This is a genomic window from Sphingomonas aracearum (assembly GCF_003345355.1).
In the GTDB taxonomy this organism is placed as follows: domain Bacteria; phylum Pseudomonadota; class Alphaproteobacteria; order Sphingomonadales; family Sphingomonadaceae; genus Sphingomonas; species Sphingomonas aracearum.
Window position 1 is genome coordinate 925,658 of the sequence record NZ_QQNB01000002.1, and the last position, 22,807, is coordinate 948,464.

A 22,807-nucleotide genomic window follows, 5' to 3' on the forward strand; every position below is an offset into this window, starting at 1 on the left:
GCCCATGTTCACCGGCATCGTCACCGATATCGGCACCGTCACCCGGATCGAAACGCCCGGCGACACGCGCGTCACGGTGGAAACCGCCTATGATACCGGCGCGATCGATCTGGGCGCCTCCGTCGCCTGTTCGGGCGTGTGCCTCACCGTGGTCGACAAGGGGCCGCATTGGCTTGCCTTCGACGTGTCGGGCGAGACGATCAGCCGCACCGCGGCCGAGCAATGGCGCGAAGGCCGGCGGCTCAACCTGGAGCGGGCGCTGAAGCTGGGCGACGAACTGGGCGGTCATATCGTCACCGGCCATGTCGACGGGATCGGCACGGTTGTCGCGCTGGCGGAGGAAGGCGGGTCCACCCGCGTGACGGTTTCCGCGGGGCCGGAAATCGCGCCCTATGTCGCGCCCAAGGGGTCGGTGACGCTGGACGGCATTTCGCTGACGGTGAACAGCGTGGAGGACACGGCCGAGGGCGTGGCGTTCGGCGTGAACATCATCCCGCATACCGCCGAGGTCACCACCTTTGCCGACCTGAACGTCGGCCGGCAGATCAACATCGAGATCGATGTGCTCGCGCGATACCTCCAGCGCATGCGGCAGCTACAGCCCGCAATGTGATCTTTGTCGCTTGCGATCACATTGCGATGTGATACGCTGGTGGCATGAGCACGCATTTGATCGATCGCGTTCGCGATCTCGTCGGCACCGGCGGCATCTCCCGCTCGGGGCTTGCCCGCGCCGCCGGCCTCCATGCCAACTCGCTGCGCAGCCTGGACGAGCCGGACTGGAACCCCACCGCCGACACGCTGCGCAAGCTGGAAGCCTATCTCCACCAGCGCGAGGCGCGGCCGGCCCTGGTCCCGATCGAGGAGATCATCGAGGAAGCGCGCAACGGCCGCATGTTCATCCTGGTGGACGACGAGGATCGCGAGAATGAGGGCGACCTCATCATCCCCGCGCAGATGGCCACGCCGGATGCGATCAACTTCATGGCGAAGCATGGTCGCGGCCTGATCTGCCTGGCGCTCACCAAGGAGCGCGTCGACCAGCTCGAACTGGCGCCCATGAGCCGCCACAACGGGACGCCGCTGGGCACCGCCTTCACCGTCTCGATCGAGGCGCGCACCGGCATCAGCACCGGCATTTCCGCACACGACCGCGCGCGCACCGTGGCGGTGGCGATCGATGCCGCCAACGGACCGGGCGAGATCGTCAGCCCCGGCCATGTCTTTCCGCTTTCCGCCAAGCCGGGCGGCGTGCTGGTCCGCGCCGGCCATACCGAGGCCGCGGTGGATGTCTCCCGCCTTGCCGGGCTCAACCCCTCCGGCGTCATCTGCGAGGTGATGAAGGAGGACGGCACCATGGCCCGCCTCGACGATCTCGTCGCCTTTGCGCAACAGCACCGGCTGAAGATCGGCACCATCCGCGACCTCATCGCCTATCGTCGGCAGCACGACCATCTGGTGGAGCGCCGTGCCGAGGCGCGCTTCACCAGCCGCTGGGGCAGCGACTGGCGCGCGATCACGTTCTACAACAAAGCCACCGGCACCGAACAGATCGCCCTGGTGAAGGGGCGCATCGATCCCGACCAGCCGACCCTGGTGCGGATGCATGCGATGAACCTGTTCGCCGACCTGTTCGGCGAGGCGTCCGACCGTGCCGCCCTGTTGGAACGGTCGATGCAGATCATCGGCGAGGCGGGCGCGGGCGTGGTGGTGCTGCTCACCCCGGGTGGACAGAGCGACTTTACCCGCGCGCTGGAGAGCAAGGCCGGCACCGGCAGCGCCGACGAGCTGCGCGACTATGGCGTCGGTGCGCAGATCCTGACCGAGCTTGGCGTGGCGGACATGGTGCTGCTCACCAATACGCATCACACGCTGGTGGCGCTGGACGGCTATGGCCTCTCCATCGTCGGCGAACGGCCGCTGTCGGTGGAGCATTGAGCCAAGGGTCGCCGGTGTTCGCGCCGCCCCGGCCGAGACACCGGCGGCCGTGCCCGCTATGACGCGGCGCGCCCGCTCCCCAGCCTTTTCCGGAGAACTGACATGGCCCGCTTTCTGATCGTCGAGGCCCGCTTCTACGACCATCTCAACGACATGCTGATCGATGGCGCCCGCGCGGCGTTGGAGGCAGCCGGTCACAGCCACGAGACCGTCACCGTCCCCGGCGCGCTGGAAGTGCCCGCGGCGATCGCGATGGCGGCGGAGAGCGGGCGTTATGACGGGTTCGTCGCGCTGGGCGTGGTGATCCGCGGCGAGACGTACCATTTCGAGGTCGTCTCCAACGAAAGCGCCCGCGGGATCATGGCGCTGACACTGGACGGCCTGCCCATCGGCAACGGCATCCTGACCGTCGAGAACGAGGAGCAGGCCCTCGCCCGCGCCGACCGCACCCGCAAGGACAAGGGCGGCGAGGCGGCCAAGGCGGCGGTTGCCATGCTGGAGCTGCGTTCGCGTCTGGGGTGAGCGCCTGACGCCGCCCCGGCTGCGCGCCGGGGGGCGGGGAGCGGCGATCAGATCGCGGCCGCCAGCGCCGGATAGTCGGTATAGCCTTCCCGGCCGGTCGAGTACCACGTTTCGGGGTTATCGCGGTTCAGCGGCGCCCGCGCGCGGAAGCGCTCGGCAAGGTCCGGATTGGCGATATACGGGCGGCCGAACGCAACCGCGTCCGCCAAACCCGACTCGATGTCCGCCTCGGCCTTTTCCAGATCGTACTCCTGGTTCAGCACCAGCGGGCCGGAGAACACCTCGCGGATCTTCGGGCTCAGACGCGGCACGTCGGACGCGCCGAAGGTTGAATCCGGCTTCAGCTCGCGCAGTTCGAGGAACGCGATGCCGAGCTCGTCGAGCGCCCTGGCGGCGGGCACGAACACCGCTTCCGGATCGCTGTCGTCCGTCCCTTGCGTATCGCCGTTGGGCGACAGGCGGATGCCCGTGCGGCCCGCGCCGATCGTCTCGATCACGCGGCTGACCGCCTCCACCATGAAGCGGATGCGGTTCTCCGGCGAGCCGCCATAGTCGTCGTCGCGGTGGTTGGTGCCGTCACGCAGGAACTGGTCGATCAGATAGCCATTGGCGCCGTGCAACTGAACGCCGTCGAAGCCCGCCTCGATCGCCGCCTGGGCGGCGGTGCCGAATTCGTCCACGGCGCGCGCGATGTCGTCCAGCGTCGCCGCCCTGGCTTCGGCATAGGGGTTGTCCTCCGTGTGGTACGGCGCGCGCGTCGCCGAAGAGGAGAGCGGCTGCTGCCCGGTCACGGCCGGGCGCGCCATGCGGCCCATGTGCCAGAGCTGCGCGACGATCTTGCCGCCTGCCTCGTGTACGGCGGCGGTGACCGGCTTCCATGCTTCCACCTGCTCCGGCGTCCACAGGCCGGGCGCGGAGGGCCAGCCCAGGCCGAGCCGGCTGACGCCGGTTCCTTCGGAGATGATGAGGCCGGCGGACGCGCGCTGGCGGTAGTAATCGATCATGATCTCGGTCGGCACATGGTCGGTTGTCGCGCGGCCGCGCGTGAGCGGGGACATGAAGATGCGGTTGGCCGCCGAGATGGAGCCGATCCGGATAGGGTCGAAGAGGGTCGCCACTAACTGTTCCTTTTGCTGACGGGGGCGAGATAGGCCGCTATCGGGCCGCATGCACCACGCGCGGCCCCCAAGGAAAACTTTGTTCACGGCAACCGTGCTTGCCTATGTGGCGCTGGTGGTGGCGAACGTCGCGCTCGCTTTTGGCCCGCTGTTCGTGCGGCTGGCCGATGTGGGGCCGGTGGCCTCGGCCTTCTGGCGCATCGCGCTGGCGCTGCCGCTCCTGTTCGTGCTGGCGGGGGCGAGCGGATGGCGGGGCGGTGGAACCCGCGGCCTGTGGCCGGCCATCCTGATCGGCGGCGTGGCGTTCGCGGCGGACCTTGCCTCCTGGCACCTGGGCATCCTGCGCACCACGCTCGCCAATGCGACCCTGTTCGGCAATTGTGCGGTGCTGTTCTTCCCGCTGTACGGCTTTGTCGCCGCGCGTGCCTGGCCGTCGCGGTTGCAGGCGGTGGCGCTGCTGCTGGCGGCGGCGGGGGGCGGGCTGCTGATGGGGCGCTCGCTGGAGCTGGGCGCACGCAACCTGACGGGCGATCTTCTCTGCCTCGCCGCCGGGCTGCTCTACACCATCTACTTCATCGCCATGCGCCGGGTGCGCCTGCGCCTGCCGCCGCTGCCGGCGCTGGCGCTGTCTTCCGCCGCCAGCCTGCTGCCGCTGGCGGTGTTCGCCGTCGCTTTCGGCGAGACGCTCTGGCCGGGCCACTGGTCGCCGCTGTTCGGCCTTGCGCTGGTCAGCCAGGTGATCGGCCAGGGGGCGATGATCTTCGCGCTCGGCCGGGTTTCCCCGCTGCTGCTCGGCATCGCCCTGCTCCTGCAACCCGTGTGCGCGGCGATCATCGGCCTGGTCGCCTTTGACGAGCGGCTGGGCGCGGCCGATGCGGTCGGCGCGGTGCTGGTGGCGGTCGCGCTGGTGCTGGTGCGCGATCGCAGCGCGGCGGTTGCGCCGGACGCTGCCGAAGAGCAAAAGCAGGCGTGATGAATACGCTTCCGACCGATCCCACGCTTGACGAGGTCCGCGCCGCGCTGGCGCCGGGCATCGCCGCCAACGCCGCCTTTGACGGGTGGAGCGACGCCGCCCGCGATCTCGCCGCCGACATGGCCGGGGTGGATCGCGAGATCGCCGCCCTCGCCTTTCACGGCCAGGCGGACATGGTCGCCGCCTGGTTCGAGACGATCGACGCCGCGATGGTGCAGGCGCTGCCCGGGGAAGCGCTCGCCGGGATGAAGATCCGTGCGCGCATCGCCGCGCTGGTCGAGGCCCGTCTTGCCGCGCTTGCCCCCAACCGCGAGTCGCTGCGCCGCGCACTGGCGATCCTCGCGCAGCCGCAGAACGCAGGCCGCGGTGCGAAGCTCGGCTGGCACGCGGCCGATCTGATGTGGCGCCTCGCCGGCGATACGGCCACCGACTACAACCACTACACGAAGCGCACGATCCTGGGCGGCGTGTACCTTGCTACGATCACCGTCTTCCTGGACGACGACAGCGAGGACCACGCCGACACCCGCGCCTTTCTTCAGCGGCGGATCGACGGGATCATGCGCTTCGAGAAGGCCAAGGCCGGCTTTCTCGCGCGCACGGAGAACCGGCCCAGCCTGTCGCGTTTCATCGGTCGCCTGCGCTACCCGGCGGTTTAACCGCCAAGTTACGACGAGCCGTTATTGATAATTACTCGCAAGGCGCGTATCTGACGCTTCATGTCCGCGTGTAGCCTCGAACATCTGCCCCAGCGCCAGCGCGCCACCGTTGCCGCCATCGACTGGGATCGCCTTGCCGTTCCGGAGGCGCGACGCCTGCGCGAGCTGGGGTTCGACGAGGGTGTCGGGGTGGAGGTGCTGCACCGCGCCAGCCTGGGCAAGGGACCGATCGCCTGCCGCATCGGCCGCATGACGGTGGCGCTGCGCCGCGCGGTGGCCGGCCGCATCCAGGTCGCCCTGATCGCCTGATATCGTGAGCACGCTGCCGCTGGTCGCGCTGGTCGGCAATCCGAATGCCGGCAAGAGCGCGCTGTTCAACGCCCTGACGGGTGCCCGCCAGAAGGTCGGCAACTATCCCGGCGTGACGGTGGAACGTCATTCCGGCCGCCTGGCGCTGGCCGATGGCCGCCCGGTCGAGCTGGTCGACCTGCCCGGGGCCTACAGCCTGGAGCCCGGCAGCCCCGACGAGCGCGTGACGCGCGACGTGGTGACGGGCGCGCAGGCGGGCGAGCGGCTGCCGGACGCGCTGGTGGTGGTGGTGGACGCCGCCAATCTCGACAACCATCTGCGCTTCACGCTGCAACTGCTGGCGCTCGGCCTGCCGGTGGTGGTGGCGCTCAACATGATCGATCTTGCCGAGCGCGACGGGCTGGTGCTCGATCCCGCCGTGCTTTCGCGCGAACTGGGCGTGCCGGTGATCCCCACCGTGGCGGTGCGCCGCCGCGGCATCGACCTGCTGCTGGAGGAGCTCTCCACGGCAGTGGGCGGCGCGACAGCGATGAAGCTGCGCCCCAGCGATCCCGCGCTGCACGAGGACATCGTCACGCTGCAGCGCCGCGCACGCCGGATCGCCACCGCCGCCACCGTTTCCGAGACGCCGACCCGGCGCTGGAATCACCTGCTCGACACGGTGGCGCTGCACCCGGTGGTCGGCCCCGTGCTGCTCCTTGCGCTGCTCTTTGTCATGTTTCAGTCGGTGTTCAGCTGGTCGGAAGCGCCGATCGGCTGGATCGAAACCGGGCTGGCGGCGCTCGCCGACGGCATCAAGGACGTGCTGCCGGACGGCTTCCTGCGCTCGCTGCTGGTGGATGGGCTGATCGCCGGCGTCGGCGCGGTGATCGTGTTCCTGCCGCAGATCCTGATCCTGTTCGCCTTCATCCTGGTGCTGGAAGCATCCGGCTACATGGTGCGGGCGGCGTTCCTGATGGACCGGCTGATGGCGCAGGTCGGCCTGTCGGGCCGCGCGTTCATTCCCCTCCTCTCCTCCTTCGCCTGCGCGGTGCCCGGCATCATGGCGACGCGCACGATCGACGACGAGAAGGACCGCCTGACCACCATCCTGATCGCGCCGCTGATGACCTGTTCGGCGCGGTTGCCGGTGTACACGCTCATCATCGGCGCGCTCATCCCGAACACCAGGCTCGCGCCGCTGATTGGACTGCAGGGACTGGTGATGTTCGGGCTCTACGTGCTGGGCATCGTTGCCGCCTTTCTTGCCGCGCTGGTGCTGCGGCGCACGGTGACCAAGGGCGCCTCGTCGGGCTTCATGATGGAGATGCCCAAATATCAGTGGCCGCGGCTGGGCGACATCGGCATCGGCCTGTGGAGCCGCGCCACCATCTTCCTGAAGCGTGCGGGCACCACCATCGCGCTCACCGTGGTGATCCTGTGGGCGCTGGCGAGCTTTCCGCAGGCGCCCTCCGGGCAAAAGCAGAGCGAATATTCGATCGCCGGCCGTATCGCCTCCGGCATCGAGGTCGTCGTGAAGCCGATCGGGTTCAACCACGACATCGCGCTTGCCCTGCTCCCCGCCATGGCCGCGCGCGAAGCGGCGGTGGGCGCGATCGCCACCGTCTATTCGATCGACAATCCGGACGAGGATGCCGGCGAGGTGCGCCTGGCCGATCGGCTGAAGGGCCGCTGGTCGCTGGCCACCGCGCTCGCGTTCCTCATGTGGTTCGTCTTCGCGCCGCAATGCATCTCCACCATCGCGGTGACGCGGCGCGAGACCAACGGGTGGAAATGGCCGCTGTTCATGGTTGGCTATTTGTTCGCGGCTGCGTACATCATGGCCGGAATCACATACTGGCTCGCCGTGGCTGCGGGCCTCTGAGGGACCCGTTTCATGGCAGGCAGCGTTAACAAGGTCATTCTGGTCGGCAATCTGGGGCGCGACCCGGAAAGCCGCAGCTTCCAGAACGGCGGCAAGGTGGTGAACCTGCGCATCGCCACGTCGGAAAGCTGGAAGGATCGCAATTCCGGCGAGCGCAAGGAAAAGACCGAATGGCATTCGGTCGCGATCTTCAACGAAGGCCTCGCCAACGTCGCCGAGCGTTTCCTGCGCAAGGGCTCCAAGGTCTATATCGAAGGCCAGTTGCAGACCCGCAAGTGGCAGGACCAGCAGGGGCAGGACAAGTACAGCACCGAGATCGTGCTGCAGGGCTTCAACTCGGTGCTGACCATGCTCGACGGCCCGGGCGGCGGCCAGGGTGTCGGCGGCGGCGGCGGGGGCCGTGACTTCGGCGGCGACGACGATTTCGGCGGCTCCTCGGGCGGCGGCAGGGGCGGGTTCGGCAGCGGCGGCGGCTCGGGCGGCGGCGGCTTCGGCGGCAGCCGTGGTGGCGGCTCCTCCGGCGGCGCCAGCCGGGGCGGCTTTGCGGACGATCTCGACGACGACGTGCCGTTCTAAGCGCGTCTCTTGGCACATTCCGAACTCTCCGAAGGTAGCCGGCCGGCTGCGAACGGCTGGCTGCTGGACGAGGCGGCGCGCGCCGAAACGCTGCGCGCCTACGATCTGGCCTCGCTGCGCGACACGAAGGGGCTGAAGCAGATCACCGATTTCGCCTCCGCCCTGTGCGAGGCGCCGATCGCGCTCGTCTCCATCGTGGAGGAGGAATGGCAGACCTTTCTGTCGCGCACCGGGCTGGACGCCGCGCAAACGCCGCGGCGCACGTCCTTCTGCCAGTTCGCGATGCTGGGCACCGGCATCATGGAAGTGCCGGATGCGACGCGCGATCCGCGTTTCGCCGAGAACGAACTCGTTACCGGCGAGCCGTTCATCCGCTTCTATGCCGGCGCGCCGCTGGTGGCGGACGATGGCACCCCGCTGGGCGCGCTGTGCGTCATCGATCGCCAGCCGCGCCCCGGCCTGACCGCGCTTCAGCGGGAGGGTTTGGAAACGCTCGCTTCCGCGGTGCTCGCCCGGTTGCGGGACACGCGCGACGCGCTCGCCTGGCGCGAATCGCAACGCGCCAACCAGCGCGCGCTGAGCGAAAGCCACGAGCGGTTCCGCGTGCTGGCGGACACCATGCCGCAAATGGTCTGGTCCACCCGGCCGGACGGGTACCACGATTACTACAATGCCCGCTGGTACGAGTTCACCGGCATGCCCGAAGGCTCGACGGACGGCGTGGAATGGAACGGCATGTTCCATCCCGACGATCAGGAGCGGGCCTGGGCGCTGTGGCGGCACAGCCTGGAAACGGGCGAACTCTATCAGATCGAATATCGCCTGCGCCGCGCCGATGGCCAGTATCGCTGGACGCTCGGCCGCGCCCTGCCCCTGCGCGACGAGGCGGGCGAGATCACGCGATGGTTCGGCACCTGCACCGAGATCCACGAAACCAAGACCGCGAGCGAGGAGCGCGCGCTGGTCACGCAGGAGCTGCGCCACCGGATCAAGAACATTCTGGCGGTGGTCACCAGCCTGATCGGCCTCACCGCCCGTTCCCGCCCCGAACTGCGCGACGCCAGCGCCGACCTGATCGAGCGGGTCGCCGCGCTCGGCCGTGCGCACGATTTCGTCCGCACCCCCGGGGCCAGCAGCGCCGACGCCTCGCACGACAGCCTCCATGCGCTGCTCGGCGAATTGCTGCGGCCGTACAGCACGGGCGGCGAGAACCGCATCACCGTTTCCGGCGACGACGTACCGATCGCCGCGCACGAAGTGACGCCCATGGCGCTCCTGTTCCACGAACTGGCGACCAACGCCGCCAAATATGGCGGCCTGGCCGAAACCGGCCGCGGGGTGACGATCGCCATCAAGGACCGGGGCGACGCCACGGTGATCCGCTGGCACGAAGCCGCCGGCGAACCCGTGCGGCCGCCGCAGGGCAGCGGCTTCGGCTCGAAGCTGATCGACCTTTCCGCGGTGCGCCAGCTGCGCGGGCAACTGGAGCGGGACTGGCGGCCCGAGGGATTGCAGGTAACGGTGCACTACCCGAAGCGGTAGGTGCGCGGAATGCGCCCCGCTCAGCCCCTCCCCACCACGAACGGTGAAGGTGTTGGTAGCGGTTTGGGGTGACGCCGCCCTCCACTCCCCCTATCTCGGACGCGATGAGCACCACGCCACCCGTCGCCGCCACCCGTCCGCACAGCTTCACCGCGCACGGCCACACCATCGAGGACCCGTATGCCTGGCTGAAGGACCCGAACTATCCCGAGGTCACCGACCCCGAGATCCTCGGCTATCTCGAGGCCGAGAACGCGTTCTTCGAGGCGCAGATGGCGCCGCACCGCCCGCTGGTCGATCGCCTGTACGAGGAGATGAAGGGGCGGATAAAGGAGGATGAGTCCTCCGTTCCGCAGAAGGATGGCGACTGGCTCTACTGGTCCGCCTTCGAGACGGGCGGGCAGTACCGCAAGTGGTGGCGCAAGCCCGTCGCCGGCGGGCCGGACGAGCTGCTGCTGGACGAGCCGGCGCTGGCCGCAGGCAAGGAGTATTTCCGCCTGGGCGCGCTCAGCGTCTCCAACGATGGCCGGCTGCTGGCCTATGCGGTGGACGACAACGGCTCCGAGCGGTTCACCGTGCGGGTGAAGGTGATTGCCACCGGCGAGCACCTGCCGGAGGTGATCGAGGGCATGCTGTCCGAGATTGTGTGGACGGCGGACGACGGCGGCTTCCTCTACGGCCTCGCCAACGAGCAGTGGCGCACCGACAATGCCCGGCTCCACCGGCTCGGCACGCCGGTGTCGGACGATGTGGAGCTGTTCCACGAGGAGGATGAGGGCTTCCGCGTCGGCGTCTCCGAGACGAGCGACCGCAAGTGGATCGTGATCGCGACCGGCGACCATGTGACGAGCGAAGTGTACCTGCTTCCCGCCGCCGATCCCACCGCCACGCCGCTCTGCGTCCGCCCGCGCCGGACCGGCATCGAATATGACGTGGACACGCATGGCGACACCTTGTTCATCCACACCAATGACGTGGATCCGATGTGGCGGCTGGTCACCGCGCCGATCGCGGCGCCTGGCGAATGGAGCGAGCGGATCGCGCCCTCCCCGCATTTCTACATGACGGGCGTCACCTGCTTTGCGGACTTTTTCGTGGTGGAGGGGCGCGAGGACGGGCTCGATCAGATCGACCTGCACCGATACGAGAACGCGGTTGCCCCGCAGCGGATCGTCTTCCCGGAGGCGAGCTACGACGCCGGGCTTGGCGACAATCCCGAATACGACATGTCGGTGCTGCGGCTCGGCTATGAGTCGATGGTCACGCCGGGCACCGTCTACGATTACGACGTGGCCAGTGGCGACCTGACGGTGCTCAAGGTACAGGAGATCCCGTCGGGCTATGACGGCGCGAAATACCGCACCGAGCGCCTGCACATCACCGCGCGCGACGGCACGGAGGTGCCGGTCTCGATTGTCTATCCGGCGGACTTCCCGCGCGACGGCTCGCGCCCGCTCTATCTCTATGCGTACGGCGCTTATGGCTATGCCATTCCGCCGGGCTTCTCCACCGGGCGGCTCTCCTTGCTCGACCGCGGCTTCGCCTTCGCCATCGCCCACATCCGCGGCGGCGACGATCTGGGCCAGCAATGGTATCACGACGGCAAGCTGGAAAAGCGCACCAACACGTTCAACGATTTCGTGGACGTGGCTCGCGGCCTCATCGGGCAGGGCTGGACGAGCGCCGGCAGGATCGCGATCGCCGGCCGCTCGGCAGGCGGCGAGCTGATGGGCGCGGTGGTCAACTCCGATCCGGAGCTGTGGGGCGCGGTGATCGCCGACGTGCCGTTCGTGGACGTGCTCAACACCATGCTCGATGCCGACCTGCCGCTGACGCCCGGCGAATGGCCTGAATGGGGCAATCCGATCGAGGACGCCGCCGCCTTCGAGCTGATCCGCAGCTACAGCCCCTATGACAACGTGCGCGCCCAGGCCTATCCGCCGCTGTTCATCTCCGGCGGCCTCAACGATCCGCGCGTGACCTATTGGGAGCCGGCCAAATGGGCGGCGAAGCTGCGCGCGACCAAGACGGACGACAATGTGCTGTTGCTCAAGACCAACATGGGCGCAGGGCATGGCGGCAAATCCGGGCGGTTCGAGTCCCTGCGCGAGGCGGCGGAGGAGCACGCCTTCGTGCTGTGGCAGCTGGGCGTGGAGGGGTGAGCCGCTTCCGCCTCCCGATCACCGCGGCGGCGGAGGACATCGACGAGCTCGGCCATGTGAACAACGCCGTGTGGGTGCGCTGGATCCAGGACGTAGCGGCGGCGCACTGGCATGCGGTGGCGACCGCGGAGGAACATGCCGCCTATGTCTGGGTCATCACCCGGCACGAGATCGACTATCGCGGCAGCGCGCTGGTCGGCGAGACGGTGACCGGTGAGACCTGGGTTCCCGAGCCCCCCAAGGGCGCGCGCTTCGCCCGCCACGTGCGCTTCACCGGCGCGGACGGCAAGGTGAAGGTGGAGGCGGTCACCACCTGGGCATTGCTGGACCGCGCGAGCGGGCGGTTGCTGCGCGTGCCCGCCGAGCTGGTGGACCGGTTCGTGGAGCGCGCGGGCTAGGGCAACCTGTTCCCCGGCGAAGGCCGGGGAACAGGAACTTAAACGTCCAGGTTTGCGACGCTCAGCGCGTTCTCCTGGATGAACTCGCGGCGCGGCTCCACCACGTCGCCCATCAGGCGGGTGAAGATGTCGTCCGCGGCATCCGCCTGCTCGATGGCGACGCGCAGCATGGAGCGGTTGGACGGATCCAGCGTGGTTTCCCACAATTGCTCGGCATTCATCTCGCCCAGCCCCTTGTAGCGCTGGATCGCCAGGCCCTTGCGCCCGGCCGCGAGGATCGCGTCGAGCAGCTGCGACGGGCGGCCGACCAAAGTCTCGCCCTTGCCGACCGTGACGGTTTCCTCGCCTTCCTCGTCGGTCTGCACCGCATCGACCGGCGCCTCCACCGCCGCGCCCTTCAGCGGCACCAGCTTCGCGGCAGCGGCGAAGCTGTCGGCCTGCTCGGCCGCAAGTGCATGGAGCTTGCGCGCTTCCGCCGAGGCGAGGAAGCTCGCCTCGATGATGTGGTGGTCGGTCACCCCGCGCCACCAGCGCTCGAAGTGGAAGCCGCCATCCTCCGTCACACGCGCCGTCCAGCGCGCTTCCTCGTCGGCCTGGTCGAGCCGGCGGGTCACCTCCGCTAGCCGCTCGCCCCGGGCCTCTCGCTCCGCTTCCGGATCGAGCGCGCCGCCGAGCGCCAGCGTTTCGATGATGTCCGGATCGTAGCGGCGAGGCACGTAGCGCATCAGCGTGCGCATGCGACGCGCATGATCCACCAGGTGGCGCAGGTCCGCGCCCGAGCGGGGGCCGCCCGCCCCGTCCAGCACGGACGCGCCGACGCCGTTCTCGACCAGATAGTCGTCCAGCGCGGCATCGTCCTTGAGGTACACTTCCGACCGCCCGCGCGTCGCCTTGTAGAGCGGCGGCTGCGCGATGTAGAGGTGCCCGGCCTCGATGATCTCGGGCATCTGGCGGTAGAAGAACGTCAGCAGCAGCGTGCGGATATGCGCGCCGTCCACGTCGGCGTCCGTCATGATGACGACCTTGTGGTAGCGCAGCTTGTCCAGCTTGAAGTCGTCGCGGCCAATGCCGGTGCCCATCGCCTGGATCAGCGTGCCGATCTCGCGGCTGCCGAGCATGCGGTCGAAGCGCGCCCGCTCCACGTTCAGGATCTTGCCCCGCAGCGGCAGGATCGCCTGAAAATGCCGGTCGCGGCCCTGCTTGGCGGACCCGCCTGCCGAGTCACCCTCCACCAGGAACAGTTCGGACTTGGCGGGGTCCCGCTCCTGGCAGTCGGCCAGCTTGCCGGGCAGCGACGCGATATCCATCACGCCCTTGCGCCGGGTCAGCTCTCGGGCCTTCTTGGCGGCTTCGCGCGCGGCGGCGGCGTCGATCACCTTGGCGACGATCGCGCGGCCATGCGCCGGATTCTCTTCCAGCCACTCGGCCAGCTTGTCCGCCATCAGGCTTTCCAGCGGCTGGCGCACCTCGGAGGAGACGAGCTTGTCCTTGGTCTGCGAGCTGAACTTCGGATCGGGCAGCTTGACCGAGACGATCGCCGACAGGCCTTCGCGCATGTCGTCGCCGGTCAGCGTCACCTTTTCCTTCTTCAGGAGCCCGCTCTTGTCCGCATAATTGTTCAGCGTGCGGGTCAGCGCCGCGCGGAAGGCGGCCAGGTGCGTGCCGCCATCGCGCTGCGGGATGTTGTTGGTGAAGCACAGCACGTTTTCGTAGTAGGAGTCGTTCCACTCCAGCGCGACGTCGATGGTCACGTCGTCGCGCGTGCCGGTGATCGCCACCGGCTCCGGCATCAGCGGCACCTTGTTGCGATCGAGATACTTCACGAAGGCGGCGATCCCGCCCTCGTAGAACAGCTCCACCGTTTTCGGCTCCTCGTGCCGGGCATCGGTGAGGAACAGGCGCACGCCCGAGTTCAGGAACGCCAGCTCACGGTAGCGGTGCTCCAGCTTGTCGAAATCATATTCGGTGATCTTGAACGTCTCGGGGCTGGCGAGGAAGGTCACGCGCGTGCCCTTCTTGCCTTCCGCCGGGCCGATCACCTTCAGCGGCGCTTCGGCATCGCCGTGCCGGAAGCGCATGTAATGCTCCTCGCCGTCGCGCCAGATGTTGAGGTCCAGCCACTCGGACAATGCATTGACCACCGACACGCCCACGCCGTGCAGGCCACCCGAAACCTTGTAGGCATTGTCGTCGCTGGTGTTCTCGAACTTGCCGCCCGCGTGCAGCTGGGTCATGATGACCTCGGCGGCGGACACGCCTTCCTCCGAGTGGATGCCGGTCGGGATGCCGCGCCCGTTATCCTCGACGGAGACCGAGCCGTCGGGGTTCAGCGTGATCTCGATGCGGTCGCAATGGCCGGCCAAAGCCTCGTCGATCGCGTTGTCGGACACTTCGAACACCATGTGGTGCAGGCCCGAGCCGTCGTCGGTGTCGCCGATATACATGCCCGGCCGCTTGCGCACCGCATCCAGGCCCTTCAGCACCTTGATGGAATCGGCGCCGTAATCGTTCGTGTTGGGGTCGTTTGCCATGGATCAGCATATAGGCAGCGACGGCCTGTAACGAAAGCGAAATGGCCGCTTTCGGCGCGGGAGGACGTCACGGGAGCCGTCTCCCGTGACGTCGGATGCGGCAGGCCCGGCGAAGTGGCGCTCCGCCCGGGGCCGGACCGCGTCAGCCGCGAAACGCGCTGGCGCGCTGTCCGAGCAGGGTTACCTCCACGCGCCGGTTCTGGCGCATGCCGGCCGCCGTTGCGTTGCTCGCCACCGGGTTCGCCTCGCCATGTCCGGTGACGCGGAAGCGCGCGCGGGTCACGCCCATCGCGTCGAAAGCACTGCGCACCGCCGCCGCACGCCGTTCGGACAGGTCCTGGTTGTGCGCGTCGGTGCCGCGAGAGTCGGTATAGCCGTCGATCGCGACCCGGACGCCGGGATTGGCCTTCAGATACCCGGCCAGCGGCCGCAGCCGGTCGATCGCGCCGGGACGCAGCACGTCGCTGTCGGTGGCGAACAGCACATCGTCCTGCAGCACCATGCGCGCGCCCTGCGCGGTGTCGCGGAAGCCATAGCCGCGCATCGCGCCGCGATCCCAGCCGCCGCGGACCTCCTCCACGACGACCACGTCGCGCGAGCGCCAGTCGAACCGGTCACGGCGCGGGCCAGCGACATCGGCAAAGGCGCGGTTCGCGGCCTCCGCCTCGCGTGGCGAGATGCGGCCGTCATCGTTGAAGTCGAAGTTGCGCAGCACAAAGGCGCGCCCGCGCAACGATCCGCGCAGTTCGGGGAACAGCCGCGGCACGCCCGCTCCTGCAAGCCGATACGTCGCGCGGTCGCCGGGCCGGCCGCCGCTCCAGTCCCAGCGGTCCTGCGCCATCGCGGGTCCGGCCAGTGCGATCCCGGCGGCGGCAACCATAGCGAATCTCAGCATACGTCACTCCTTGCAACACGCCCACCCGCCCGCTGCGACACCAGGTGCCGCCGTCCGCTTGAACGCCCGCTGAGCCGCTTCGTCAGCCGCAATTCAGCCGGCGGTGCCATGTGCCGGATCGCGCCGGCGCCCTTCCGCGTTGTAGGGCAAAGGAGAGTTGCGATGCCCGACACCGACCCGAACAGCGCCCCCGACACGCTGCCCGACGATGCGCAGGACCGGGAAACCGCCGCCTCGGTACTTCACGACGCGGATCGCGACGATGCCGGCGGCGGCGGCCTGGGCGGCGCGGACGCCGCCGATCCGCTGGCCGCCCGCGCGGTGGCCGGCACCAGCCCCAACGCGCCGATCGATACCGGCGTGGACGCCGGCCGCGCGGGCGCCGAGCGCGACAGCCGCCTGTCCGCCGCCGAGGACGACGGCAGCGAGCCGCATCCTTCCTCGCGCTAGATCGGAACGCTGCCGACACGAACGCGTTGAGCGAACCTTGGGAGAAGGAGGCTTATTATGTTGTGGACGATTGTCGCTATTCTGCTGATCCTTTGGCTGCTCGGCTTTTCGCTGCAAATCGGTGCGGGGCTGATCCATATCCTGCTGGTGATCGCCGTCATCGTCGGCCTGGTGCAGCTGTTCCGCGGTCGACGGGTCTAGTCGCGGGCGGCGTACCCGCGCAGTGAGATGCCGCGGCCCGGCGCTCCTGCGCGGAGCGGGGGGCCGCGGCCTCGGTCGGGCTAGGTGCCCGATTCGGCCAGCCGGCGGGCCACTTCCTCGCACTGCGCGGCGACGGCGCCCCAGCCCGCCTCGAAGCCCATCGCCTTGTGCTGGTCGCACGCTTCGGCCGTCCAGTGCCGCGCACCGGCGCGATAGCGCGTCCGCTCCCCTTCGGGCGTGAGTTCCAGGAAGCCGACCATGAACGGTCCCTGCGGCACCCAGCCGCTGGCGAACGCGTCGGTGAACACCACGCGGCGGTCCGGCACCACCTCCAGATAGACGCCTTCCTGCGGCATCTTCTCGCCATCCGGCCCGTGCATCACCATCGCCGAACGCCCGCCGGGACGGAGCTCCTGCGCGACGATCTCCGCCCGCCATGGCCGGGGGCACCAGCATTCGCCGAGATGGTCGGCAAAGGCCCGCCATACCGCCCCGACCGGCGCATCCATCAACCGCTCGATCGCCAGTTCGTAGGTCATGCCGCCGCTCCCTTCCGTGCCGCCTCGATCGCGGCGATGTCGATCCGGCGCATGGTCATCATCGCCTGCATCACCCGCGCGGCAGCCTCGCCGTCAGGGTCGGTCATGCCGGCCATCAGCGCGCGTGGCACGATCTGCCAGCTGAAGCCCCAGCGGTCGCGGCACCAGCCGCAATCGGACTCCGCCCCGCCATTGCCGACGATCGCGTCCCAGTAGCGGTCGGTCTCGGCCTGATCGTCGGTGAACACCTGAAAGCTCACCGCTTCGTTGGCGGTGATGCCGGGGCCGCCGTTCAGGCCCAGGAACGGCTGGCCGCAGACGGTGAACTCCACCGTGATCTCGTCGCCGGCCATGCCGGACGGATAGTCGAGCGCCGCCGCTTCGCCGTCGCCGACATGGCTGTCGGGGAAGGTCGCGGCATAGAATTCCGCGGCACGGCGCGCCTCGCCCCTGTCGAACCACAGGCAGGTCATCAGCTTGCTCATGGCCGTTCCCCCGACACGAAGCCGACGGGACAGCCCTGCGGATCGGTCGCCACGACGATCCGCTGTCCACCGGGCACTTCCATGGGCCCCATCAGCACCGTGCCGCCGAGTTCGGCCACCTGCGTGGCGGCAGCGTCCACGTCCGGTATGGAGAAATAGAAACCCCAGCGTTTCGGCTGGTCGGGGCTCGCCTGGTCCATCATCGCGCCCAGCCTGGTGATGCCGCAATCCACGAAGCTGTAGTCGCCCATCGGCCCCATCGGCATCGCTTCGGTGGAGGTCCAGCCGAGCAGGTCGCCGTAGAAGCCGAGCGCGGCCTTGCTGTCGGTGGTCACCAGCTCGTTCCAGGCGACACGGCCGGGCAGGGTTTCGGAGAAAGCGGTGTTCTCCACGCCCTCGATCCCCGGTGGCGGGCTGGGCCGCATCAGGTAGAAGGCAACGCCCTGCGCATCCTCGACCAGCGCGATACGGCCGACGTTCGGGATGTCGCTGGCGGGCATGTGCACCTTCCCACCCGCCGCCGTCACCTCCCCTGCCTTGGCGTCCAGGTCCTCGACATGGAAATAGGCGTACCAGCCGGCGGGGATCGGCGCCTCGGCCGGACGCGGCATCATGCCCGCGACGCCCTGCCCGTCCACCTCGACAATGGTGTACTCCATCCCCTCGCCCGGCACCGCGAACGGCGTGAACGTCCACCCGACCACTGCACCGTAGAACGCCTTGGCCGCGTCCACGTCCGGGGTCATCAGCTCGTACCAGATCGGCATTCCGTTCATCTCAACTCCCCCTCAGGCGTCCAGGATGGCGGCGAACCCGCCATAGATCAGCCGCTTGCCTTCGAACGGCATGGGGCCGTCCGGCTGCATGCGCGGATCCTCCATCGCCTTTGCCATGCCGGCATCGCGCGCCTGCTTGTCCGGCCATTCGATCCAGGAGAAGACGACCTGCTCGCCCTCCTCCGCCGCCACTGCGCGGAAGAAGTCGGTAACGGTGCCGTGCGGCACATCGTCGCTCCAGCATTCCACCACGCGCAGGGCGCCATGCTCGCGGAATACCGGCGCAGCCCTGGCCGCGAAGCCGAGATACTCCTCCTTGCTCACGCCCGCGCGCACCGGCGCCAGGAACCCGTCCACATAGGTCATGCGGTTTCTCCCTGCCCGGATCAGGCCGCTTCGCTTGCTGCAGACATGTCCATGAACATCGGGCCCCAGCCATGGCCGTCCGGATCCTCGAAGCCCCGGCTGTACAGGAAGCCCTCGTCCTCGGCACCGTGCGCCTCGCGCCCGCCCGCCGCGACCGCCGCCGCGCTGATCGCATCGACCGCCTCGCGGCTGTCCATGGCAAGCGCGAACAGCGCCTGGCTGGACGTGCGCGGATCAACGATCTGCTTGGGGGTCAGCGTGGCGTAGAAATCGTGGCTGGCCACCATCACGCTGAAGGTGTCCGACCATTGCAGCGCCGACGCCTGCTCATTGGAGAAGGCGGCGTTCTTCGTGAAGCCGATCGCTTCGTAGAAGGCGGTGGATCGCGCGACATCGGTGACCGGCAGGCTGACAAAGACTTGCTTGCTCATGCTTTCTCTCCCGTGGGGCGGCCGTTCGATTCGGCTCACTTGCAAAGCGTGTCGCCAGTAGTTAGCTAAAGCAACGATGAAGTTAGATAAAGTGAGTAGTAACCCCAAGCGCTGGTATGACGATGCCTGCGGCACGGCGCTGGCCATGGAATTGGTGGGCGAACGCTGGTCGCTGCTGATCGTGCGCGAGCTGATGTTCGGCGCACGACGCTTTGGCGAGATCAAGGCGGGCCTGTCGGGCATCTCCGCCAACGTGCTGACGCAGCGGCTGGACGGGCTGGAGCGTGCCGGCATCCTCTCGAAGCGCCGCCTGCCCTCCCCGGCCAACGTGCAGGTCTACGAACTGACGGAATGGGGCTACCAGAGCGAGACGGCGATCCAGGAGCTCGGTCGCTGGGCGGTGCGCAGCCCCGCGCATGATCCCAGCCTGCCGCTGTCGCCCGCCTCCCTGATGATGTCTTTCCGCACCATGATCGATCGCCACGCCGCCGCCGAGCGGCCGATGACGGTTTCGCTGGAGGTCACCGGCGAGCCGTTCGTGGCGAGAGTGGACGCACGGGGGATCGCGGTGGAGCGGGGCATCGTTTCCGCGGCCGACCTGCGCCTGACGGGCGCCACAACCGCGTTTGCCGCGGTGATCTATGGCGGCGCGCCCGCCGAAGGATTGCTGACGGTCGACGGCGACAAGGCGCTGTTCGATCGCTTCCGCACGCTGTTTCCGCTGCCCGCGAAGATCGCCACGCCATGACCATCGCGCCCCCGCCGCAGGGCTTTGCCGGCCCGGTCAAACGATCGGTGACGATCGCCGGGCACCAGACCTCGATCAGCCTGGAACCCGTCTTCTGGACCGCGCTGGAGCAGGCGGCGGGCGTGCACCGCCTGCCGCTCAGTGCGCTGATTGCGCAGATCGATGCCTTGCGCATCGTGGAGGCGGACCCGCCCAACCTCGCCAGCGCGCTGCGCACCTGGCTGTTCGTGAGAAACGCTCCATGAAGCTGTTCCGCGACGAACGCGAGGGTTCCGGCCTCCGCCGGGGCACGAGGTCCGGGGCTATTCCCCGAATGCGCCCCCGCGATAGAGCAAGGTGATCGCGACGCGGCGGTTGCGCGGATCGGTCGGGTTCTTGGCGATGATCGGCTCGCGGTCGGCGACGCCCTCGATCCGGTAGAAGCGGCGTTCAGGCACGCCTCCGTCGAACAACCGCCGGCGCGTCGCCTCGGCACGGCCGGAGGACAGCATCCAGTTATTGTATTCCAGCGGGTTGCCGTAGCCGAGCGCATCGGTGTGTCCGCGGATCATGATCGGGTTCTCCGTACCCTTGATCGACTCCGCGATCATGCCGATCAGCCTCGATGCCTCCGGCACCAGTTGCGTGGTGCCCAGCGCGAACATCGAATAATCCGCATCGTCGATCAGGTCGATGCGCAGCCCGTCGCGGGTGCGCAGGAAGCGGATATGCTGCGCCAGCTTCTTCAGCTGCGGGCTCTGCGCCATCGCCCTGGTCAGCGTGCGCTTCATCTTCTCGAAATTCTGCTGGTCCGCCGCCTGCATCGCGGCCTTGTCCTTCAGCGTGCCCTTCTGCCCGGTGCCGACCTGTGTTCCCCCGGTGGAGTCCGCCGGGATGGTCAGCGAGCGCGTGCCGCTCTGCGCCGCCTTGTGCGGGTAATTGTCCTTGTCGGTGATCGATTCACCGCCGAACAGCCCGTTGGAGCCGGCGGAGTTCTGCTTGAACTCGATCAGCGTGGGCGCGAAATAATCGGCGATCGACTTGCGCTGCTTCTCGCTGGTGGCACCCAGCAGCCACATCAGCAGGAAGAACGCCATCATCGCCGTCACGAAATCGGCATAGGCGACCTTCCAGGCCCCGCCATGATGGCCGCCATGGCCATCGGCGATCACCTTCTTGACGATGATGATCTTGGGCGGCTGATTGGAGCCGTGGGGAGCGCGTGCGCCGGCCATCTATCGGGTGCTCCGAAGAGGTTCACGCGAAGGCGCGATGACGCGAAGGGGGGCTCGATCGCGAAGAGACGCAGGGGTGTTCCGCAAAAGGTAGACGCCGCCGCGACAGCGGCTCTCCGAACTGCCTGCGCTGACGCGCGGAAGCCTGATCCGGCGAGGCACTCTCCGCGTCCTCTGCGCCTCTGCGCGCGTGACAATCTTCGCGTCTTCGCGGCTTCGCGCGAACACCATCTGCGGAGCCACGCTCACCGCCCACGCAGCCCGTCGAACACCTCGGCGAAGCCGGGCTGGTTGTTGTGCGCGATGCCCGAGCGGGCCGCCTCGATCACCAGCGGCTGCGGATGCCCGTGCAGCGAGGCGATGATGATCTGCTTCACCGTGTGATAGATCGCGCCGTCCGCATCCAGCACCTGCTGCAGCCGGTTGGCGAGCGGCGCGACGATGCCGTAGGCCAGCAGCACGCCCATGAACGTGCCGACCAGCGCCGAGCCGATCATCGCGCCCAGGATCGAGGGCGGCTTGTCGATCGAGCCCATGGTCTTCACCACGCCCAGCACCGCGGCGACGATGCCGAGCGCGGGCAGCGCATCGGCCAGGTTCTGCAGCATCGCCTGCGGCGTCGCGACCTCGTGATGGTGGTTCTTGATCGCCGCATCCATCACTTCCTCCACCGCATGCACGTCCAGCGTGCCGGAGGAGACGACCACCAGGCGCAGGGTGTCGGCGATGAGATTGGTCAAGGCATGGTCGGCGAGCAGCCTGGGATATTCGGCGAACAGGGCGGAGGACTTGGGATCCTCGACATGCGGCTCCAGCGCGATCGGGCCGTCCGTGCGCAGCATCTTCATCAGCTTGGAAACGAGGAAGATGACGTCCAGATAGTCCTGCTTCTTGTATTTCGGGCCTTTGAACACCTTGGCCAGGCCGCCGCCCAGCGCCTTCAGCTCCTTGCCCGAATTGCCGATGATGAGCGCGCCGACGGCCGCACCGCCGATGATGATCATCTCGTGCGGGATCGCTTCCATGACGGGGCCGAGCGCGCCGCCGGTGAAGACGAAACCGCCGAAGATCATCACCAGCAGGACCACAAGGCCGATGATCGGAAACATACGCGCGAAACCCCCGATATTCTCGAGCGGCAGGGTTAGCCGGGCTTCCCTTCGATCCGGTTAACCCTGCCGGTACTCGCGCCTCTACTTGAGGTAATCGAACAGCGAGAGCGAGGAGAGTTTGGTGAAGCTCGCCTGTGTCGCCTGCAGCGTCGTGATCGTCTTCTGCAACTCGGCGATGGCCGAGGTGATGTCCGTATCCTCGAGGTCGGAACGGGCAACTTCCCGGTTCTCCACCGCCACGGCCATCTGGTCGGCATCGAGCTCCAGCCGCGCCGCCCGCGCGCCCAGCGAGCCGCGGGCGGAGGTCAGCTGCGTCTGGCCCAGCGACAAATCGTCCTGCGCCGCCTTCGGCGCCTCCGTCATGCCGCCGCCCGCCTCCAGCGCGTCGGCCAACCTCTTGACGGTCGCGAACACGTCGGTAGCCGTGCCGTCCGTGCCCGTGAAGCCGAACACCCGTTGGGCGCTGTCGGTCGCTTGGATAGACGTGCCGTTGCCGATCGGCAGCGGGGCGGGCTCGCCGGTGCCGGTGAAGGTGACGGAGCCATCGCTCGCCTGGGTGACGGCGGTGTCGCCCGTCGCCGCGCCGAACAAGGGCTGCCCGCGCATGTCCCTGGTGTTCGCCAGCGCCGCCATGTCGTCCAGCACGGACCTGAGCTCGGTGGCGATCACCTTGCGATCACTGGCGGACAGCGTGTCGCTGCCGGCGCGCACCGCAAGCTCCTTGGCGCGCTGCAGCTGCGTGGACATGCCGTCCAGCGTCGAGTCCGCCTGCGCGAGCACGGATTGGCCGAGCTTGATGTTCGCCGAATAGGCAAGATCGTCCGCGCTCGCCTGCTTCATGCCGGCCAGACGCTTGTAGGCGACCACGTCGTCGGCGGCGCCTTGCAGCCTGGTCTGCGTGGAGATCTGCGTCTGAAGAAGGTCGGATTTTGCCGACAGCTTGTTCATCAGCGAGGTCGAGCGATCGTAGAAGGAGGAGGTGCTGATCTGCATGGCCG

At 68.3% G+C, this 22,807-nt stretch carries 26 protein-coding genes; 15 read left to right on the plus strand and 11 right to left on the minus strand.

All coding sequences use genetic code 11. The features are described from left to right. Positions 1 to 4: 4 nt before the first annotated feature. The 3 genes from DVW87_RS11710 to ribH all read left to right on the plus strand — a co-directional run bounded on the left by DVW87_RS11710 (position 5) and on the right by ribH (position 2,460). Positions 5 to 613, plus strand: a complete 609-nt coding sequence (locus DVW87_RS11710) for a riboflavin synthase (protein WP_114687919.1) — start codon at positions 5 to 7, stop codon at positions 611 to 613. A 44-nt stretch (positions 614 to 657) separates the two neighbouring features. After that, positions 658 to 1,938: a 3,4-dihydroxy-2-butanone-4-phosphate synthase gene (gene ribB, locus DVW87_RS11715; RefSeq protein WP_114687920.1), complete on the plus strand. Its 1,281-nt coding sequence runs from the start codon at positions 658 to 660 to the stop codon at positions 1,936 to 1,938. A 102-nt stretch (positions 1,939 to 2,040) separates the two neighbouring features. After that, positions 2,041 to 2,460 (plus strand): 6,7-dimethyl-8-ribityllumazine synthase, encoded by a 420-nt coding sequence (gene ribH / locus DVW87_RS11720; RefSeq protein ID WP_114687921.1) that lies wholly within the window; start codon positions 2,041 to 2,043, stop codon positions 2,458 to 2,460. Positions 2,461 to 2,507: 47 nt separating this feature from the next. Here the strand turns inward: ribH and DVW87_RS11725 are convergent, their stop codons facing one another. After that, positions 2,508 to 3,578: an alkene reductase gene (locus DVW87_RS11725; protein WP_114687922.1), complete on the minus strand. Its 1,071-nt coding sequence runs from the start codon at positions 3,576 to 3,578 to the stop codon at positions 2,508 to 2,510. A 49-nt stretch (positions 3,579 to 3,627) separates the two neighbouring features. Here DVW87_RS11725 and DVW87_RS11730 point away from each other — a divergent pair, with 49 nt between their 5' ends. The 8 genes from DVW87_RS11730 to DVW87_RS11765 all read left to right on the plus strand — a co-directional run bounded on the left by DVW87_RS11730 (position 3,628) and on the right by DVW87_RS11765 (position 12,061). After that, the gene (locus DVW87_RS11730; protein WP_114687923.1) at positions 3,628 to 4,551 is read left to right on the plus strand and encodes a DMT family transporter; all 924 of its coding nucleotides are present in this window, start codon (positions 3,628 to 3,630) and stop codon (positions 4,549 to 4,551) included. Continuing rightward, the gene (locus DVW87_RS11735) at positions 4,551 to 5,210 is read left to right on the plus strand and encodes a COQ9 family protein (RefSeq protein WP_114687924.1); all 660 of its coding nucleotides are present in this window, start codon (positions 4,551 to 4,553) and stop codon (positions 5,208 to 5,210) included. The genes DVW87_RS11730 and DVW87_RS11735 overlap by 1 nt, the downstream gene beginning before the upstream one ends. A gap of 60 nt (positions 5,211 to 5,270) precedes the next feature. Beyond that, a complete protein-coding gene (locus DVW87_RS11740) occupies positions 5,271 to 5,519 on the plus strand; it encodes a FeoA family protein (RefSeq protein ID WP_114687925.1) in 249 nt (82 codons plus the stop codon). 4 nt (positions 5,520 to 5,523) lie between these two features. Continuing rightward, positions 5,524 to 7,383 carry a ferrous iron transporter B gene (gene feoB, locus DVW87_RS11745; protein ID WP_114687926.1) on the plus strand — a complete coding sequence of 620 codons (1,860 nt, stop codon included), beginning with the start codon at positions 5,524 to 5,526 and terminating at the stop codon, positions 7,381 to 7,383. A 12-nt stretch (positions 7,384 to 7,395) separates the two neighbouring features. Continuing rightward, entirely contained in the window at positions 7,396 to 7,959 is a 564-nt protein-coding gene (gene ssb, locus DVW87_RS11750) for a single-stranded DNA-binding protein (protein ID WP_114687927.1), read from the plus strand. Between the two features lie 9 nt (positions 7,960 to 7,968). Next, on the plus strand, positions 7,969 to 9,501 hold the full coding sequence (locus DVW87_RS11755) for a sensor histidine kinase (RefSeq protein ID WP_239017867.1): 1,533 nt from the start codon (positions 7,969 to 7,971) through the stop codon (positions 9,499 to 9,501). Between the two features lie 104 nt (positions 9,502 to 9,605). Beyond that, a complete protein-coding gene (locus DVW87_RS11760; protein WP_114687928.1) occupies positions 9,606 to 11,663 on the plus strand; it encodes a S9 family peptidase in 2,058 nt (685 codons plus the stop codon). Continuing rightward, positions 11,660 to 12,061, plus strand: coding sequence for an acyl-CoA thioesterase (locus DVW87_RS11765; RefSeq protein ID WP_114687929.1), 402 nt, complete (start codon positions 11,660 to 11,662; stop codon positions 12,059 to 12,061). The genes DVW87_RS11760 and DVW87_RS11765 overlap by 4 nt, the downstream gene beginning before the upstream one ends. 38 nt (positions 12,062 to 12,099) lie before the next feature. On the opposite strand, the gene gyrB is transcribed toward DVW87_RS11765, so the two are convergent. Together gyrB and DVW87_RS11775 are read right to left on the minus strand one after the other, a co-directional pair. Then, positions 12,100 to 14,592 carry a DNA topoisomerase (ATP-hydrolyzing) subunit B gene (gyrB, locus tag DVW87_RS11770; protein WP_114687930.1) on the minus strand — a complete coding sequence of 831 codons (2,493 nt, stop codon included), beginning with the start codon at positions 14,590 to 14,592 and terminating at the stop codon, positions 12,100 to 12,102. A gap of 142 nt (positions 14,593 to 14,734) precedes the next feature. Then, positions 14,735 to 15,487 (minus strand): OmpA family protein, encoded by a 753-nt coding sequence (locus tag DVW87_RS11775; RefSeq protein WP_114687931.1) that lies wholly within the window; start codon positions 15,485 to 15,487, stop codon positions 14,735 to 14,737. Positions 15,488 to 15,649: 162 nt separating this feature from the next. On the opposite strand from DVW87_RS11775, the gene DVW87_RS11780 reads away from it, so the two are divergent. Then, a complete protein-coding gene (locus DVW87_RS11780) occupies positions 15,650 to 15,937 on the plus strand; it encodes a hypothetical protein (RefSeq protein ID WP_114687932.1) in 288 nt (95 codons plus the stop codon). A 57-nt stretch (positions 15,938 to 15,994) separates the two neighbouring features. Then, positions 15,995 to 16,138 carry a lmo0937 family membrane protein gene (locus DVW87_RS11785; protein WP_114687933.1) on the plus strand — a complete coding sequence of 48 codons (144 nt, stop codon included), beginning with the start codon at positions 15,995 to 15,997 and terminating at the stop codon, positions 16,136 to 16,138. A gap of 80 nt (positions 16,139 to 16,218) precedes the next feature. On the opposite strand, the gene DVW87_RS11790 is transcribed toward DVW87_RS11785, so the two are convergent. Genes DVW87_RS11790 through DVW87_RS11810 form a run of 5 tightly spaced genes read right to left on the minus strand, consistent with a single transcriptional unit; the run spans position 16,219 to position 18,735 of the window. Next, the gene (locus DVW87_RS11790; RefSeq protein ID WP_114687934.1) at positions 16,219 to 16,677 is read right to left on the minus strand and encodes an SRPBCC family protein; all 459 of its coding nucleotides are present in this window, start codon (positions 16,675 to 16,677) and stop codon (positions 16,219 to 16,221) included. Then, complete coding sequence (locus DVW87_RS11795; RefSeq protein ID WP_114687935.1) at positions 16,674 to 17,162, minus strand: VOC family protein; 489 nt, start codon at positions 17,160 to 17,162, stop codon at positions 16,674 to 16,676. The genes DVW87_RS11790 and DVW87_RS11795 overlap by 4 nt, the downstream gene beginning before the upstream one ends. Next, complete coding sequence (locus tag DVW87_RS11800) at positions 17,159 to 17,938, minus strand: VOC family protein (protein ID WP_114687936.1); 780 nt, start codon at positions 17,936 to 17,938, stop codon at positions 17,159 to 17,161. The genes DVW87_RS11795 and DVW87_RS11800 overlap by 4 nt, the downstream gene beginning before the upstream one ends. Before the next feature lie 12 nt (positions 17,939 to 17,950). After that, positions 17,951 to 18,304 (minus strand): DUF1428 domain-containing protein, encoded by a 354-nt coding sequence (locus tag DVW87_RS11805; RefSeq protein WP_114687937.1) that lies wholly within the window; start codon positions 18,302 to 18,304, stop codon positions 17,951 to 17,953. Between the two features lie 20 nt (positions 18,305 to 18,324). Then, entirely contained in the window at positions 18,325 to 18,735 is a 411-nt protein-coding gene (locus DVW87_RS11810; protein ID WP_114687938.1) for a VOC family protein, read from the minus strand. Between the two features lie 76 nt (positions 18,736 to 18,811). On the opposite strand from DVW87_RS11810, the gene DVW87_RS11815 reads away from it, so the two are divergent. Together DVW87_RS11815 and DVW87_RS11820 are read left to right on the plus strand one after the other, a co-directional pair. Then, on the plus strand, positions 18,812 to 19,483 hold the full coding sequence (locus DVW87_RS11815; protein ID WP_114687939.1) for a winged helix-turn-helix transcriptional regulator: 672 nt from the start codon (positions 18,812 to 18,814) through the stop codon (positions 19,481 to 19,483). Next, positions 19,480 to 19,728: a ribbon-helix-helix domain-containing protein gene (locus DVW87_RS11820; RefSeq protein ID WP_114687940.1), complete on the plus strand. Its 249-nt coding sequence runs from the start codon at positions 19,480 to 19,482 to the stop codon at positions 19,726 to 19,728. The genes DVW87_RS11815 and DVW87_RS11820 overlap by 4 nt, the downstream gene beginning before the upstream one ends. A 57-nt stretch (positions 19,729 to 19,785) precedes the next feature. Here the strand turns inward: DVW87_RS11820 and DVW87_RS11825 are convergent, their stop codons facing one another. The 3 genes from DVW87_RS11825 to flgL form a co-directional block, all read right to left on the minus strand. Beyond that, positions 19,786 to 20,697: a flagellar motor protein MotB gene (locus DVW87_RS11825; protein WP_114687941.1), complete on the minus strand. Its 912-nt coding sequence runs from the start codon at positions 20,695 to 20,697 to the stop codon at positions 19,786 to 19,788. 245 nt (positions 20,698 to 20,942) lie between these two features. Further along, the gene (gene motA / locus DVW87_RS11830; protein WP_114687942.1) at positions 20,943 to 21,806 is read right to left on the minus strand and encodes a flagellar motor stator protein MotA; all 864 of its coding nucleotides are present in this window, start codon (positions 21,804 to 21,806) and stop codon (positions 20,943 to 20,945) included. A gap of 84 nt (positions 21,807 to 21,890) precedes the next feature. Beyond that, positions 21,891 to 22,802: a flagellar hook-associated protein FlgL gene (flgL, locus tag DVW87_RS11835; protein ID WP_114687943.1), complete on the minus strand. Its 912-nt coding sequence runs from the start codon at positions 22,800 to 22,802 to the stop codon at positions 21,891 to 21,893. Between the last annotated feature and the right edge of the window lie 5 nt (positions 22,803 to 22,807).